The following is a 14,685-nucleotide window of genomic DNA, read 5'->3' on the forward strand; positions in this document are numbered from 1 at the left end:
ATGATCCACAAGCGTCTTCGCCCCTTCAATACCAAGGACACCTATCCCGAGCAGAAGCTCAACACCGATCTCAGCCAGGGCGTGGTCGCCCGCGGCACCATGGTGTTCCTGCGCGGCCAGGTCTCCCAGGACCTCGACACCCGCGAGAGCCTGCATGTCGGCGATCCCCGCGCCCAGGCCCGCAAGGCCCTGGAGAACATCAAGATGCTGCTGGAGGAAGCCGGCAGCGAAATGGCCCATATCTGCCGCATCGTGGTGTATCTGACCGATATCCGCTACCGCGAGGCGGTCTATCTGGAGATGGGCGAGTGGTTCAAGGGTGTCCATCCCTGCTCTACCGGCCTGGTGGTGCCGGCCTTGGCCCGGCCTGAATGGGTGGTCGAGATCGAGGTGACGGCCGTCATCCCCGACGCGGCCTGAGGGAGAGCCCGATGACCTTCTCGATCTCGGCGCGCTGCGCCCGGACCGGCATGTTCGGCATCGCCGTGTCCTCCTCCTCGCCCTGCGTGGCCGCCCGCTGCGCCCATGCGCGGGCCGGTGTCGGCGTCGTCGCCACGCAGAACATCACCGATCCCCGGCTCGGGCCGAAGGGCCTCGATCTGATGGCGGGGGGACTGTCGGCGCCGGAGGCCCTCGAACGGCTCAAGGCCGAGGCGCCGCATCTCGAATTCCGCCAGCTCGCCCTGGTCGACAGTGAAGGCCGCACCGCCTCCTTCTCGGGCAGCCGGACGCTCGGCACCCATCGGGTGGTCGAGGGCGCCGGCGTGGTCGCGGCCGGCAACCTCCTGTCGTCGCCGGAGGTCCCGGTCGCCATGGTCGCGGCCTTCGAGGCAGCGGCGGCACAATCGCTGGGCGACCGCCTGATCGGCGCCATGCGCGCCGCGGTGAAGGCCGGGGGCGAGGAAGGCCCCGTCCATTCCATCGGCATGCTGCTGGTGCGGGACGTCGCCTGGCCGGTCGCGGACCTCAGGGTCGACTGGAGCGAAGGCGACCCGATCGAGGACCTCGACCGGCTCTGGCAGCGCTGGAAGGGCGAGATGGAAGCCTATGTCTCGCGAGCCCTCGACCCGAGCAAGGCGCCGAGCTATGGCGTACCGGGCGATCTCTAATCGGTCATGACAATCGGGGCCCGGTCCAAAGGATCGGGCTCCTTCATGTGGCGATGACAGCATGGCAACCGAACCGACGACCCTGGACATTCTCGAGCGCCTGATCGGTTTTGCGACCATCAGCCGGCAATCGAACCGCGAGCTGATCGGCTATGTCACCGGCCTGCTCGACGGCGCCGGCATCGGCTGGGATCTGGCCGAGAGCCCGGATGGCACGCGCGCCAATCTGTTCGCGACCGTCGGGCCCGCCACGGATGGCGGTGTCGTGCTCTCCGGCCATACCGATGTCGTTCCGGTCGAGGGCCAGGCCTGGAGCAGGGATCCGTTCGCCCTTAGCGAACGGGATGGCCGCTATTACGGCCGCGGCACCACCGACATGAAGGGTTTCTTGGCATCGGCCCTGGCGACGGCCTTGCGGGCGGCAAGGCAGGAGCTGAAGACCCCGCTTCATCTCGCCTTGTCCTATGACGAGGAAATCGGCTGCGTCGGCGTGCGCAGCCTGATCGACCGGCTGGAGACCGGCAAGGTCCGCCCCGCCTTGTGCATCGTCGGCGAGCCGACCGGCATGCGGATCGCCACCGGGCACAAGGGCAAGGTGGCGCTGCGGGCCTGCTGTACGGGCCGTTCCGGCCATTCCGCGCTGGCGCCGCTCGCGCTCAACGCTCTGCATCTGGGGGCGGATTTCCTCGGCAGGCTGCGCGAGCGCCAGCGCCTCCTCGCTGAAACCGGCCGGCGTGACGACCAATACGAGATTCCCTATACCACCCTCCATGCCGGGCGGATGAGCGGCGGCCAGGCCCTCAACATCGTGCCGGAATGCTGCGAGATCGAATTCGAGATCCGCAACATCGTCGGCGATGATCCCGAGGCCATCGTCGCCGGCCTGAAGGAGGATGCCGAGGCGATCGTCGCGCCCCTGCGTCCGGCCTTTCCGGAGGCGGCCATCGCGATCGATGAGGTCAATGCCTATCCGGGCCTGGAAACGCCTGCCGATTCGCCGGTGGTGGCGCTGCTGCGCCTGATCACGCAGAGCCGGGAGCCGACCTTCAAGGTGGCTTTCGGTACGGAGGGCGGCCTGTTCCAGGACAGGCTCGGCCTGGCGACGGCGGTCTGCGGTCCCGGCTTCATGGCGCAGGGCCACAAGCCCGACGAATATATCGACGCCGGCCAGCTCGGGCGCTGCGACGCCATGCTTGCCGCGCTGGTCGACCGCCTTGCCGTCGGGCTCTGACGGCTTCCCGCCGAGCGGCCAGTTGCCGCTTTGACGTACAGCATCGAACAGGGAATTTTGTCCGACGGTAACATCCGCCATCCAGGGCCGCAGCGTTGATCCCACAATCCGTGCCCGGCCGCGTGAGGAGCAACCCATGCGTTTTACCTTGCGACAATTGAGCTATTTCGTCGCCGCCGGCGAGACCGGCAGCGTCACCCGGGCGGCCGAGCTCGTGAACATCTCCCAGCCCTCGGTCTCAGCGGCGATCTCGCATCTGGAAACCGAGCTGGGCGTGCAGATTTTCGTGCGCCAGCACGCCCAGGGCCTGTCGCTGACCACGGCGGGCAAGCGCCTGCTGAGGGCTGCCAAGGAATCCCTGCGCGCCGCCTATGAACTCTATGATGTCGCCAATGCCGCTGGCTCCATCGTCTCGGGTCCGATCAATGTCGGCTCGTTCACGACCTTCTCCTCCGTGATCATGCCGGAGCTCTGGCGCGGTTTCGTCTCCAAATATCCTGACGCCCAGATGGTGGTGACCGAAGGCAGCGAAGCCGAACTCCTGGAAGGCCTGCGCTCGGCGCGGATCGACATCGCCCTGACCTATCAGCTCAATCTCACGCCGGACATGAGCTTCCAGCCGCTGGTGGAGATGCCGTCCTATGTGCTGCTGGCGGCGAGCCATCCTTTTGCCGCCAGATCGAGCGTCCGCCTGGAGGAATTGGCGGACGAACCCTTCATCCTGCTCGACCTGCCGCTCAGCCGCCAATATTTCCTGTCCATGTTCGAGCAGCGCAGCATCACGCCGCGAATCGTCGCCGAAACGGCCAGCCCCTCGACCTTGCGTTCCTATGTCGGTGCGGGGCTCGGCTTTTCCATGCTCACAGTGAGGCCGGTGAATATGATAGCGGAAAACGGCCGCCCCCTCGCCTATGTCGAACTCGAAGGCAATATCTCCCCGATGGTGATGGGGCTGGCCTGCCTGAAGGACATACGACGCCCCCGCATCGTCGACGCCTTCGAGGCTCATTGCCGCGAGGTCATCACGATCGATCATATTCCGGGCATGCGGGGAACTGATTCAAGTCCCCGTCATGTTATAGCCGATGAGGTGTGATCGACTCTGATTCTCCACCCGGATGCCACTTGTGCATGGGAGGCGGCATGAACGAGCCAAGACTTATTCTTTACGAACTCGCCGGATCCGACCCGCAGCTTCGCTTCAGCCCGCATTGCTGGAAGATCCGGATGGCTCTGGCCCACAAGGGACTTCAGGCCGACCGCAGGCCATGGCGTTTCACCGACAAGGAGGCCATCGCCTTCTCGGGCCAGGGACTGGTGCCCGTCCTCATCGACGGAGCCCACGTCGTTTCCGACTCCTGGCGCATCGCGCTTCACCTGGAAGAACGCTTTGCTGACCGCCCTCCCCTCTTCGGCGCGCCGCAAGCCGCAGCCGTGGCGCGTTTCGTCAACAGCTGGGCCGATACGACCCTGCTGCCCGCCATTGCCCGCCTGATCCTGCTCGACATCCACAATATCCTCGACGAGAAGGATCGGGACTATTTCCGCGCGACCCGCGAACAGCGCTATGGCAACACGTTGGAACAGGTCGTGCAGGACCAGCAGGTCCATCTCGACAGGCTGCGTCACACGCTCACGCCGCTGCGCCATCTGCTGGGCGGGCAGGCCTTCCTCGGGGGCCAGCAGCCCAATTACGCCGATTACTGCGTCTTCGGCATGTTCATGTGGGCCCGCTGCACCAGCAATGTCGCGCTCCTGGCGACCGACGATACCGTCCATGCCTGGCGCGAGCGCCTGCTCGACCTCTTCGACGGCCTTGCGCGCCAGGCTCCCCACCACAAGGCCGTTCCGGAGTTGCCCGATGCCTGACCTGCCCGTGCCGGCGGACTACGAATTCGTGACCACCGACAAGCTGCGCTATGGCGATACGGACCGGCAAGGCCATGTGAACAATGCGGTCTTTGCGACTTTCCTGGAGACCGGCCGGGTCGAGCTCCTCCACGATCTCGCCTCCCCCATCGCGGAGGCCGGCAGTTCCTTCGTGCTTGCGCGTGTCGTCATCGATTTTCGCGCCGAGGTGCTTTGGCCCGGAACGGTGGAGATCGGCACGAGGGTCAACGCCTTCGGCCGCAGTTCGATCACGCTCGATCAGGCCGTGTTCCAGAATGGGGCCTGTGTTGCGCAGGGACAGAGTGTCGTGGTGCTCGTCGACAACAGCACGCGCCGCTCCCGTGCCCTTTCCGAAAGGGCCGTCAAACGCCTGCAGGAGCTGAGCGCCCGCCGCCCTCAACCGGTGTAAGGACGGCAGACGTCACCTGTCCGCTCAGATGATCGCCCAGGCCCGGTAGCGGCCCCGCCCGGTAATCTCCCTCACCCCCAGTTCCGTTACGAGATCCTGCGCCGCCCGCGGTGTGATGTCGAGCCGCTTGGCGATGAGCTGAGCCGAGGCGAGAGGGGTCGTCAGCATCAGCTCGATCAGGGCCGGCAATTTGGAGGTGGAGCGGCGGCCGGCCAAATGGCGTTCGAGCTGGTGCCGAGCCAGTATCCAGCGGTCGTGATCTTTCAGGCCCTGCTCTGCTGCGGCCGCGATGGCCTGGATGAAGGCCAGCAGCCGAGGTCCGTCACCACGGGCAAATCGTGTCTCCCGCGGCAAAGCTCGCAGGCCCACGCATAGACAGGGCAGATGAAAGCGTGCCTTGTCGCGTGCCCGCAGGACGGCCGCTCCCAGTACGCGCCCAAGCCAGGCGGTATATTGAAGGGGCTCGATGGTTTCCCAGGCCAGGATCGCCGCCGCCGCAGCCAGCACCGGCGGCAAGCCGTCCAGACGCTTGACGTCTTCGCGCCATTCCTCGAGTCGTGCCTCCTCGTCCCAGTCGGCATCATAAATGTCCGGCTTGCGATTGGGCGAAGAGGCGACTTCTCCGGCCAGCACGGCGGATGAGCGCGAGACGACGGCATCGATTGCGGCGAGTTCGGCGGCCCAGGCTTGGTCGTCCTCCGTCTCATCGCGTTGGGCGGACGCCCTGTCCTTTCCGTGGCTTTTGAAGTCATCGGCTTCCCGAGAGATAGGAAGCGATCCGCTCTGCACGGGAGGTTCCCTGCCGAGCAGTCCCGCCAATCCGTCCTGGGAGAGAGCCCAATCCGGCGGAGCAGCGGCGATGCGTCGCCGCGCTCGCAGGACGGCATGGGCGCGGGTGAGCTCGTGGGTCGGTGTGCGTGCATCCATGGCTGCATCGTGGAGCACGAGATCCTCCAGATGAACCAGTTCGCCGTCGAGCCAGAGGCTGCCGGCGGCATCGTAGAAATGGGTGCGCGCGATCCAGCCTTCCCGGATCGGGCTCGTACGCAATCTCTCGTCGAGCCGCGCAAGTCCATCTTCCGCGGTAGCGAGCGGGACCGCGATTTCGCTCCAGGGCAGCTTTTCGAGCTCCAAACCGGCTATTTTCAAAGGCCTGATAACCCTAATGAAAAATCAAATAACGGAACCTAACATAGATTTAGCTTCCGCCACATCGAGAAGGGCACTTTTCGGCATCAGTCTCTCGCAAATGGGCTGCCAGTTCGAACCTTGCCGATATTTAACGCCGCACGACCTTGAACCGGAAGCTGTCTCTCGCCATATCCCTCTCGTCGGGAGCACGTCCCCATTCTTCCCCGGTGGGTCGATGGGTTCCCGGGGTTTCCTCCCAAGAGAAACTTCTTGGATGCCTATCCAAGCAGCGGCCGGTTTTCCGGCCGTTTTTTTTTGCAAAAGACATCATCATCGTTTCGTCCTGGCCATGGCGGCCGTCAGTTTCGTTAGAGTTGAGGCTCGCGGGCATGGATTTGCGCCATCAAAATGGGGCCGAGCGACAATTGCCCTGCCTCGGCCTTGCGGGTGAGGCTGCGCAGATAACCGCCGGCGGAATTGATGTTGGCGGCTCTCTGCACGATGCAGGCGACAGCCACGGCGGCCTGTGTTTCGCCCATCACGGTCTGCGCCTCCTCCCAGGCGCTCGGACTGATACGCAGGATGGAGCGGGCAAGGCTCGTGGCGCCGAGGAAATCACGCCAATTGCCGATGCCGTTGCGGGTATAATCGAGAATATCGGGGCAGGCCCGCAGGACCATGCCGAGCGTGTAGCTGCCCTGGATTAGCGCTGTTCGGCTTGCCGGTGCTGGTTTTGCCGCATGCTCAGCCTGGGTTACCGGTACAGAATCAAGAAGGGATTCTGGATCTGATTTCTGTATGTGGCGCTCATTGCTGGACTCAATGGTGCTCAGTTTTGCAGTTTTGACCTGTAATTCCAATCGGTTGAGAATGTCGTCGGCGAGCGTCGAGAGCTGGTCCGCCAAGGTCTCGAGCTGTTCGAGGGTGCCGCGGCGTGGCATGGTTTCGATGAGATTGCGATAGAGGGTCTGCAGGTCGAGCCAGATCTGGCCTTCGTCGGGACTTTCGTCCATCAGTTCGCGTTGCGCGGCGGCAATCATTTTGGAGATGTCGCGCCGGCAGATGGTAATGCGCTCGCGGGCGAGCTTGAGCGAGCGGGCGGCTTCCTCGACTTCGGCGGCGAGACGCAGAAACTCGTCGGCGCGGGCAAGCAATGGTGCCAGATCGAACCCATAGGCGAGTTCGATGCCGCCGCTACGGCCGCGGCGGGCATAGCGCTTGCCGTTGGGGCTGTCGCGCCGGATGATCAGGCCCGCGTCGACAAGCACGGCGAGATGGCGCCGCAGCGTGGAGGCTGGCATGCCGTGGGCGCGGCGGCTGAGCTGCTCGTTGGACGGAAAGACGATGATGGCTTCGCCCGAGAGCGTGGTCTCCGGATGGAAGGTCAGCAGCGCATTGAGTACGGCCAAGGCGCGCTCGGAAATACCGAGCCGCATCCGTGCCGTGCATAGAGCCTGATAGATCTCCCATTTCGGAAGCGCGCGCGTGGTTGGGCGCGTCTTGGCGATCGCCTGGCTTGCTATCTGGGCAAGCGTCAGCGTTCGCCGCCCAAAGGGCGACGTTGCATGATGAATTTGCACTCTCTTTCACCTTATCCAGGCAAAAGAAATCCGCTCGTCGAAATACGACGCCTGAAACGCTTGACAGTGATTCGCGGAAATGAGATTCTCTGTTTGCTTACGACAGAAAAGGCTTCCGCGCGGCGACGCTCGGGGGCTTTTTTCTTTTGCGGGGTTAATCTCCTGTTTGGTTGCGTTGTTTCGCTTCCCTGAAGGCTTCGTAAAGTGCCCCCAGGTTGGACGAAAGGTAGTGGCCGAATTCGCCCGCATCCTTCGATTTGAGCGACAGGCTGAAGGACTTTCCGGTGTTTCGGTAGCTGGCGGCCACGCGCTTGTCCTGCGCAGCCCAGTTGCCGGCCGATTGCGGCGCCGAGGCCGTTCGGACCGGCTTGCGCGCGCGCTGGAGATGCGTCAGCAACTGGTTGAAGCGGGCTGGCGTGTCCAGACGGCGAAAGTCTTCCGTGGCGAGAAGCTCCTCCGCCTGGCTGGCTGCGCCGGGCCGTAGAAGGAGTTTTTTGAGTTCCTCCCAGCGGTCGCGGCCAATCGTCTTGGCAGCACCGATCGCCTCGATGACCGAGGCGGGCACAATTTCGACGACCGACAGCATGCGCGACAGCAGCGTGTCATCGACCGTGAGGGCCGATTTGATCGTCTCTTTGCTCTGTCCCATCGCGAGCAGTTTGGCGGCAAACAGCGATTTCTCGATGAAGGACAGATCCGCCCTGCGGGTGTTTTCCTGGCCTTGCGCGATGATATGGGCGATTTCCTCGACATTCTTCACCACGGCACGCACCCGGATGCCGAGCTCACGGGCCGCGCGCGCCCGCCGGTGACCGAAGACGATCATATAGCGCCCGTTACCCTCCGGATGAGGGCGGACGAGAATGGGCTGAAGCTGCCCGTCTTTCTCGATCCCCTGGCGGAACAGGGCAAATTCCTCCTCGTCGTCCTCGATGCGGTCGGAGACGAAGGAGGCGTCGAGAAGCTCCGGATCGAGCGCGACAATGGTCTCGCCCTCGGTGAGGCGCTTGGCGCTCTCGGCCAATTCCTCGATCGACAGCATCATCGAGCGCGATGCACCACGCGTGGCATAGTCCGAGCGCGTTTCATGCAGCGTCCGGTCCGCAGCGGGGCCGGTAATGCTCGCTAGAAGATTCTTGCGTGCCAAAGCGCCCTCCCCTGCTCTCGTTCAACATATTGAAAGAATGCGTTTTTTTGCCGATCTGCACGGCTGTCAAAAATCGGTCTCATCGCCGCCCCCACGCCTTGTGGACCAAAGCGGTGATCTCCTCGTTCACGGCATTGAGGGCCTCGATCGCACGGTCATAGGTCGATCGGATGAACTGGGAGCGATCGACTTCGTACAGGGTCTGGTTGGTGATGCCGGCGTCCGAAATCGCAGTGGATTTCAGCATCGGATTTTTGAGCATCTGGTGAGGGAACAGCGCCTGCATGAAGCCGACCATCTGGGTCTGGGGCCCGTCGATCGGTTCGAAGCGGGTAACCAGATATCGGAACCATTGCAGGCGCACTTCCGCCCCGGCCTTGCTGATCGAGCGCAGGACACCGCCCAGCATGAGCAGAAACTGGCTCATCGACATGACGTCGAGCATCTGGGGGTGAATGGTGATCAGGACCGAGGTCGACGCCGTCAGCGCGGTCAGGGTGAGATAGCCGAGCTGCGGGGGGCAATCGATCACCACGACGTCATAACGATCCTCGACCTCCTTCAGCGCGTTGGTGATGCGCGTGAAGAATAGCCGCCCGTCCGGCGAAGCCCGGTTGGAGGCAGCCAGCGGCGTGTCGTACTCGTATTCCTGCAATTCCAGATTGGCCGGCACGATGTCGAGGCCGGGAAAATTGGTCGGCCGGATCACCTCACTGATCGGCTTCCTCTGGTCGTCATAGCGCAGGGCTTCATAGAGCGAGAGGTTCTTGTCGAGCTCGGGCTGGATGCCGTGCAATGCCGAAAGCGAGGCCTGTGGATCGAGATCGATGGCCAGCACCCGGTGGCCGGTGAGGGCGAGGTGCTGGGCAAGATGGGCGGCGGTCGTGGTCTTGCCGCTGCCGCCCTTGAAGTTCACCACCGAGAGGATCTGGAGCTTTTCGCCCGCGCGGCGATGCGGAACATATTTCTTGAAGTCCGCGCGGCCATGCCGGTCGAGATATTGCCGAAGTTCCAGCATCTGCTCTGCCGTATAGCTGCGCCGCCCCGAACTGGAGGTCGTCGGGATCGGGCCCTTGCCTTCCAGATGGAGTTTCTTGACGTTGGACTGGGTGACGCCGAGGAAATAGGCGACTTCCGCCAGCGAGAAGGAGCGCAGGCTCTTCATCGCGTTCGGCGGATAATGTTCGACCCTGAGCATGTTGAGCTTGTCCGAGATCAATTCCCCCTGCTGGAGGATGGTCTCGTGAAAGCTGAATGCCTCCAGGTCCTGGTTGGAGATCGACATGTTCATCGACGACGATTCTCGGAATAACGCTTTTTCGCATGAAACAACATTTCAAGCGGGAATTATGCCCGATTCTCGCGGAGCGGCAATGAATTTTAGGTTAATGAAAGGTTAACGCCGAAATAGTGTCTCGAATCACTTTCAGGGCGGCCCGTTTCGATTCTATCTTTTTGTATTATCGCCCGTTTTTCGCGGTTTGCACGGCTGTCAAAACGGTAGCGAAAGCAGGGAAGAAAAATAAAAGATTTGCGTCGTTGTCTATTGACGGGAATCGAAGTCTGATTCCCGCAGATTCTATCCTCGCCGAGCAGTATCTCGAAACCAGGGGATCGCGCAGTGCTTGCGGTGACCGAAGACGTTTCGGACACCGGCTGGCAATGGCGGGAAGGGTGATCCGGCCTCTCTCGCAGCCGGCGCGGATGACAACCGACTGGGAGTGCTCGGCGACGGTCACTATACCGGCAAGCGGTTCTTTCCAAGGCGCCAAGAGCGGCGCGGGCCGGCCGCTGCAACGCGACCCCCCGGGGAAGGGGAGAGACGGAGTGTCGACCTCCGGTCGACATCTTTCTTTCTCGCCGGCAAAGGCCTTTCTGCAGCATTGCCATCCGCAGTCGACACGCAAATCCACCCAAGGCGAATCGCTGCTGTCATGGTGGGATGTCTGCCAGCCCCGCCAGGAGGGCCTAGGTCAACGCGCCGGACTCGCATTCCGACCACCCGGGATTCTGGATGGGTGCGCAGGGGAGGGGACCGGCGGTTGAACGGAACGGCGTCGAGGGCGGATGCCTCTCCTGACGGCCGCTCCCGCTGTCGTCACGTGTTCCCGCAGGAGCGGCAGGCTTCGCCTGCTTGCGAACCCTGCACCATCATGAGAACCGGCTCGGCTCAGGCAGGGTCGTCCAGGACGGCGGCGACGATGGCCTCCGGTGCGTCCTCCTGAACCAGGTGGCCAGCCCGGGGCACGCGGATGAGGGCGCCATCGGTGAGGCGGTCGGCGAGCTTGCGGCCCTGGGCGATGGGGATCCAGGCGTCGTCCTCTCCCCAGACGATGCGCGTGGGAAAGTCCGGGCGCCGATAGCGAGCCTCGACTTCCTCGATATAGCGCTGGCTCATCTGCGCGATCTGGCGATAGAAGGCCCTCTGGCCGATGTCGCCCAGCCAGGGATCCCGATAGATCGACAGCGCCTCTTCGCTGAGAGGCTGCGCGGCGGCGTTGCCGATATAGGCCGAGACGAGGGCGCGGTGGGCATAGGCTGGCAGTTCCGCAAAGGCGGCTTCATGATGGCCGACATGCCTGACAAAGGGAGATCCCTGCGGAGCGATCGCGACGGGATCGACCAGGGTCAGACGGGAAAAGGCGACATCGTCGAGGAAATGAGCCCGCAAGGCGGTCGCGCCGCCAAAATCATGAGCGAGGATTTGCGGTCGCTCGAGGCCCCATTCGCGCAGCATGGCCCCGAGAAGCCGGTTCTGCATGCCGAGCGAAACATCGCTGTCCGGCATGTCGGATTGGCCATAACCGAGCAGATCGTAGAAAAACACCCGCCGCCTGCGGGCAAGCCAGGGCGCGATGCGGCGCCAGATCTGTGACGAGAAGGGGGTGCCATGCACCAGCACCAGGGCAGGGCCGTCGCCCAGCACGCCCCATGCGATGCGGCTGCCTTCAAAGGTGAAACGGTTGGTGAGTTCCAGCATGGCGCTTCTCCCGGGATAACCCCTTTATTGAAATTATAGGTTAGGCTGGATTTTTGAGCGTGCAACCTCTAAATTCAAATTAATGGTTATTTCCGAGTCTCTGAGCCGATTTGCCGAAGGGTGGAGCGAGGCCGATTATGTCGGTGGCCACCCCGTGCTTGATTTCGTCAACACCGTTGCGGACACCGGCAAGACCCGCCTGGACGACAAGATCGGCCGCTGGGATGCGATGCGCGGATGGGCTCGCGGTGCGGGCCTGCTGACGGGCCAGGAGCTCGCTTCGTTTCTTCAGGATGCTGCGCTCGACGATGATGGCGAGCTGGCGAGGCTGCACGGGTTCAGGGAACAGGTTTATGAGGCAATCCTCGGCCTTGCAGGCCAGACCGATGGCGCTTCCCCAACCATGGCGGGCTTGGAGCGCTCGATCCGCGATGCCATGGGGCGGGGATCCTTTGCGGGGGAGGGAGGACGTTTTCGCTGGCGGCCGGATGCCCGCAGCCCTCGGCGCTGGCTGGACGCGCTCGCCTTGGCCTTGGAGGAGCTCCTGCGCAGCCAAGATGTCTCCCGTCTGAGGCAATGCAGCCGCTGCACCTGGTTCTTCATCGATCGCGGGCGGGGCGCGGGCCGCCGCTGGTGCGACATGCGCACCTGCGGCAATCGTGCCAAGGCCGAGGCCTTTCGATGCCGCTAGACGCTACTGGTAGCCGGCTATTAATATGGTGTCATCAAGATAAGGAATGACATTCCGGCGCTTCCCATCGCCGGCCTGCGTCGTCATGATTCTGCGGTTTCCCGGGCGGATGAGCCAATTAAAAGGGCTCGGCGCAAGCCGAGCCCCCATGGTTTGATGTCGTACTGAGAGACTTAGAACACACGCCGTATGCGAATGCCGGCCTGCCAGATATTGGGCGTAGCCTTGGTATTGGTGACCGTGGTGGTGGTTTCGCCGTCGGCCGTGGTGGTGCTGCTCGAACCCAGGTTGAAGTCTGCCCGGGTGTAAGCGACTTCGGCGCCGATGGTGAGGCCCTTCACGATCGTGTAGGTGAGGTTGGCGGCGACCGTGAATTCCTTGTCGAACGACTTCTTGCCGGCGAAGCCGAGCAGGTCATCGTAGCGAACGTCGATATAGCTGGCGACGAGGTTGGCGTTCAGGACAGGCGTGATATTGCCGCCGAGTTCGCCGACGACCGACCAGCCCTTGCCGGCGCGGAAGGTGCTGTTCGAGCCGAAATAATAGTCGCTGTAATTGTTGAAGATGCTGTTGCCGGCACCGAGATAGTCGAGGGCGCCGTCAGCATATTGGCCTTCAACGATGAAATGTCCGCCGTCGATGAAGGGCAGTTTCAACAGGCCCGTGCCGCCCACGGCCCAGCCATATTTCTGCTTGTGGGGGATGTAGTCGGGATCGGTGGCCAGGAGCGGAACGCCATTGGCGTCGACGGCCTCGGCCGAGCGGAACTGGTGGCCTGCAGCCTGGATGGCGACCGAGCCCCAGCTCTGATCCCAGCGCAGCTGGCCGACCACGTCAGGGACCTGCTGGCCGCCCTGTTTCACCGCGACGTCGGAACGATGATCGCGGCCGTCTTCCACCGACAGGGTGGCGCTCAAGCCACCGCCGAACTGGGCGGTATAGGCCAGCAGGTTGACGGTGTTGCTCTCGGCGTAATAGGGCGCCCAGATCGTGTCGCCATATTCATTGTCGTAGAAGCCGAAGAAGGAATGGGCATAACCCGCCGTCAGGCCGCCGAACTGGATGAAGGCCTTGTCGATGGTAAAGGTGTTGCCGTTATAGACGCCGCCGCGGCCCTGATGGCTAATCGGATGCGAGTCGGCATTGATCTGGAAATAGGAGCGCAGCAGGCCCCAGTCGGTCTGGGTGCGGGCATCGAACCAGATGCGGGCCTGGGTGTTGAAGGCCGTGCGATCGTTGTTGCGGCTCCACTTGAAGTTCGAGCGCGTGACCGTCGGCGTTCCTCCGTTGACGGTCGTCTCGACGCGGCCGCTGCCGCTGCCGCCGAAGCCGCGATAATCGGCGCGGATTTCACCGCCGATCTTCAGGCAGGTATCGGTGCCGGGGATGTAGAAGAAGCCCGGACCGAAGGCCGAGCAGACCTTCACATATTCAACGGCCTCGCCCTTGGTCATGGGCAGATCGGCGGCCTGGGCGACGCCGACGACAGCGATGCCGGCAATGGTTCCTAGAAGCAGAGATTTGGTCGCCATGCGACTCCCCCTTTGAGGTTGTTACCGGGGGCGAGATTGCGACACTTCCCGAGTCATCGCAAAAAGAATCCGATCTATGTCTCAGGAAATATGGTCTTTTTGGGCATCTGTGTAACCAAAAGGCCACAATCTTAATAGTTCTCGTGAATGAGAATGCAAATACGAGCTCAAAAATACAACCGATTATTTGAAATTATATTATTGGAATCGCGCTGTAGTTGCATTGTAATCAAAGATAATTACACGCGATATCTATTCGATCGGCCATCAATGCAACCTCGCGCTTGTGGTGCGAAGGCAGCTGATTCCCTATCATCACCCTGGGTTCGCGAGACCCTGAGCAATTGGAGCCCGGCCAGGAATTGACCTCCCTGGTCGGGTTTCGCTTTGGGTCGGAGGCGCGATCGGTTCGCAGAGAGCGGTATGGCTCGAGGACTGGGCACGGGGACTGCGGAAACCGCGTGAAGCGAGCCGAGCGCCTCATGGCGCCATGGCGCATGCCAAGTGGCCCCGTTCATCCATGGGGCGAAGGGAGCGGATCGTGTCGGGCCGATTTTCTTGATGTCCGCCGCCACTCTTCCCTGGGCGGTGCCGCTGCTTTCTCGCGCTATCGCGGAGCAGGCGGCCATTGCCGCCCTATGGCCGCCAGCCCTGAGATCAGAGCGTCGAGGTTCTTGCCTCCGGCGGCGATTTTCTGGTTGGATTTGTAACAGGTATATTCGACCCGTTCGTCCTCGAAGATGTCGATCTCCAGCCGGTTTTCCTCCACCGTGACCGTCAGGGTGACGGAATCCGAACCCAGGCGATCCATCATGAACCAGAGGTGATGCCGCTCCAGTGTTCGCAGCAGGGCATAGAGCTTGTGGGGCATGGGCGGTTCCGGTCCGCACGGTGGCGGTCGATCGTGAGGGCTGGCTGCGCAAGCTGACGGAGTTTTCGATTGAGAAAACGCGTCAACAAAGAATTGGAGAGAGGTGCGATCCGG

General features: G+C 62.7%; 14 protein-coding genes. 7 read left to right on the forward strand and 7 right to left on the reverse strand.

The window, feature by feature from the left end; translation table 11 throughout:
* From C5L14_RS19815 to C5L14_RS19840, 6 genes are all read left to right on the forward strand, one after another.
* Complete coding sequence (locus C5L14_RS19815; protein ID WP_210203265.1) at positions 1 to 420, forward strand: RidA family protein; 420 nt, start codon at positions 1 to 3, stop codon at positions 418 to 420.
* Positions 421 to 431: 11 nt separating this feature from the next.
* Positions 432 to 1,109 carry a DUF1028 domain-containing protein gene (locus C5L14_RS19820; RefSeq protein WP_105863798.1) on the forward strand — a complete coding sequence of 226 codons (678 nt, stop codon included), beginning with the start codon at positions 432 to 434 and terminating at the stop codon, positions 1,107 to 1,109.
* A gap of 61 nt (positions 1,110 to 1,170) precedes the next feature.
* Positions 1,171 to 2,340, forward strand: a complete 1,170-nt coding sequence (argE, locus tag C5L14_RS19825) for an acetylornithine deacetylase (RefSeq protein ID WP_105863799.1) — start codon at positions 1,171 to 1,173, stop codon at positions 2,338 to 2,340.
* A gap of 136 nt (positions 2,341 to 2,476) precedes the next feature.
* On the forward strand, positions 2,477 to 3,436 hold the full coding sequence (locus C5L14_RS19830; protein ID WP_105863800.1) for a LysR family transcriptional regulator: 960 nt from the start codon (positions 2,477 to 2,479) through the stop codon (positions 3,434 to 3,436).
* Positions 3,437 to 3,483: 47 nt separating this feature from the next.
* On the forward strand, positions 3,484 to 4,209 hold the full coding sequence (locus C5L14_RS19835; protein ID WP_105863801.1) for a glutathione S-transferase family protein: 726 nt from the start codon (positions 3,484 to 3,486) through the stop codon (positions 4,207 to 4,209).
* Complete coding sequence (locus C5L14_RS19840; RefSeq protein WP_105863802.1) at positions 4,202 to 4,639, forward strand: acyl-CoA thioesterase; 438 nt, start codon at positions 4,202 to 4,204, stop codon at positions 4,637 to 4,639. The genes C5L14_RS19835 and C5L14_RS19840 overlap by 8 nt, the downstream gene beginning before the upstream one ends.
* Before the next feature lie 24 nt (positions 4,640 to 4,663).
* Here the strand turns inward: C5L14_RS19840 and C5L14_RS19845 are convergent, their stop codons facing one another.
* The 5 genes from C5L14_RS19845 to C5L14_RS19865 form a co-directional block, all read right to left on the reverse strand.
* Complete coding sequence (locus C5L14_RS19845) at positions 4,664 to 5,773, reverse strand: RHE_PE00001 family protein (RefSeq protein WP_342588421.1); 1,110 nt, start codon at positions 5,771 to 5,773, stop codon at positions 4,664 to 4,666.
* A gap of 365 nt (positions 5,774 to 6,138) precedes the next feature.
* Positions 6,139 to 7,350 carry a plasmid replication protein RepC gene (repC, locus tag C5L14_RS19850; RefSeq protein WP_105863803.1) on the reverse strand — a complete coding sequence of 404 codons (1,212 nt, stop codon included), beginning with the start codon at positions 7,348 to 7,350 and terminating at the stop codon, positions 6,139 to 6,141.
* A 154-nt stretch (positions 7,351 to 7,504) separates the two neighbouring features.
* A complete protein-coding gene (gene repB / locus C5L14_RS19855) occupies positions 7,505 to 8,497 on the reverse strand; it encodes a plasmid partitioning protein RepB (RefSeq protein ID WP_105863804.1) in 993 nt (330 codons plus the stop codon).
* 79 nt (positions 8,498 to 8,576) lie between these two features.
* Positions 8,577 to 9,788 (reverse strand): plasmid partitioning protein RepA, encoded by a 1,212-nt coding sequence (gene repA / locus C5L14_RS19860; protein ID WP_105863805.1) that lies wholly within the window; start codon positions 9,786 to 9,788, stop codon positions 8,577 to 8,579.
* An 879-nt stretch (positions 9,789 to 10,667) separates the two neighbouring features.
* The gene (locus C5L14_RS19865; protein ID WP_105863806.1) at positions 10,668 to 11,477 is read right to left on the reverse strand and encodes an alpha/beta fold hydrolase; all 810 of its coding nucleotides are present in this window, start codon (positions 11,475 to 11,477) and stop codon (positions 10,668 to 10,670) included.
* Between the two features lie 82 nt (positions 11,478 to 11,559).
* Here C5L14_RS19865 and C5L14_RS19870 point away from each other — a divergent pair, with 82 nt between their 5' ends.
* Positions 11,560 to 12,168: a CGNR zinc finger domain-containing protein gene (locus C5L14_RS19870; RefSeq protein WP_105863807.1), complete on the forward strand. Its 609-nt coding sequence runs from the start codon at positions 11,560 to 11,562 to the stop codon at positions 12,166 to 12,168.
* Positions 12,169 to 12,341: 173 nt separating this feature from the next.
* On the opposite strand, the gene C5L14_RS19875 is transcribed toward C5L14_RS19870, so the two are convergent.
* Positions 12,342 to 13,700: a porin gene (locus C5L14_RS19875; protein ID WP_105863808.1), complete on the reverse strand. Its 1,359-nt coding sequence runs from the start codon at positions 13,698 to 13,700 to the stop codon at positions 12,342 to 12,344.
* A 607-nt stretch (positions 13,701 to 14,307) separates the two neighbouring features.
* Complete coding sequence (locus C5L14_RS19880; protein ID WP_105863809.1) at positions 14,308 to 14,571, reverse strand: hypothetical protein; 264 nt, start codon at positions 14,569 to 14,571, stop codon at positions 14,308 to 14,310.
* Between the last annotated feature and the right edge of the window lie 114 nt (positions 14,572 to 14,685).

The sequence above is a fragment of the Labrys okinawensis genome (genome assembly GCF_002982075.1).
Classification (GTDB): Bacteria; Pseudomonadota; Alphaproteobacteria; order Rhizobiales; family Labraceae; genus Labrys; species Labrys okinawensis_A.

What these genes read in the sequence shown, in the direction of transcription:
- C5L14_RS19820 (WP_105863798.1), top strand. Translation starts at nt 432, where the DNA reads ATGACCTTCTCGATCTCGGCGCGCTGCGCCCGGACCGGCATGTTCGGC.
- C5L14_RS19815 (WP_210203265.1), top strand. Translation starts at nt 1, where the DNA reads ATGATCCACAAGCGTCTTCGCCCCTTCAATACCAAGGACACCTATCCC.
- repA (WP_105863805.1), bottom strand. Translation starts at nt 9,788, where the DNA reads ATGAACATGTCGATCTCCAACCAGGACCTGGAGGCATTCAGCTTTCAC.
- C5L14_RS19870 (WP_105863807.1), top strand. Translation starts at nt 11,560, where the DNA reads ATGGTTATTTCCGAGTCTCTGAGCCGATTTGCCGAAGGGTGGAGCGAG.
- C5L14_RS19830 (WP_105863800.1), top strand. Translation starts at nt 2,477, where the DNA reads ATGCGTTTTACCTTGCGACAATTGAGCTATTTCGTCGCCGCCGGCGAG.
- C5L14_RS19875 (WP_105863808.1), bottom strand. Translation starts at nt 13,700, where the DNA reads ATGGCGACCAAATCTCTGCTTCTAGGAACCATTGCCGGCATCGCTGTC.
- C5L14_RS19835 (WP_105863801.1), top strand. Translation starts at nt 3,484, where the DNA reads ATGAACGAGCCAAGACTTATTCTTTACGAACTCGCCGGATCCGACCCG.
- C5L14_RS19840 (WP_105863802.1), top strand. Translation starts at nt 4,202, where the DNA reads ATGCCTGACCTGCCCGTGCCGGCGGACTACGAATTCGTGACCACCGAC.
- C5L14_RS19865 (WP_105863806.1), bottom strand. Translation starts at nt 11,477, where the DNA reads ATGCTGGAACTCACCAACCGTTTCACCTTTGAAGGCAGCCGCATCGCA.
- argE (WP_105863799.1), top strand. Translation starts at nt 1,171, where the DNA reads ATGGCAACCGAACCGACGACCCTGGACATTCTCGAGCGCCTGATCGGT.
- C5L14_RS19880 (WP_105863809.1), bottom strand. Translation starts at nt 14,571, where the DNA reads ATGCCCCACAAGCTCTATGCCCTGCTGCGAACACTGGAGCGGCATCAC.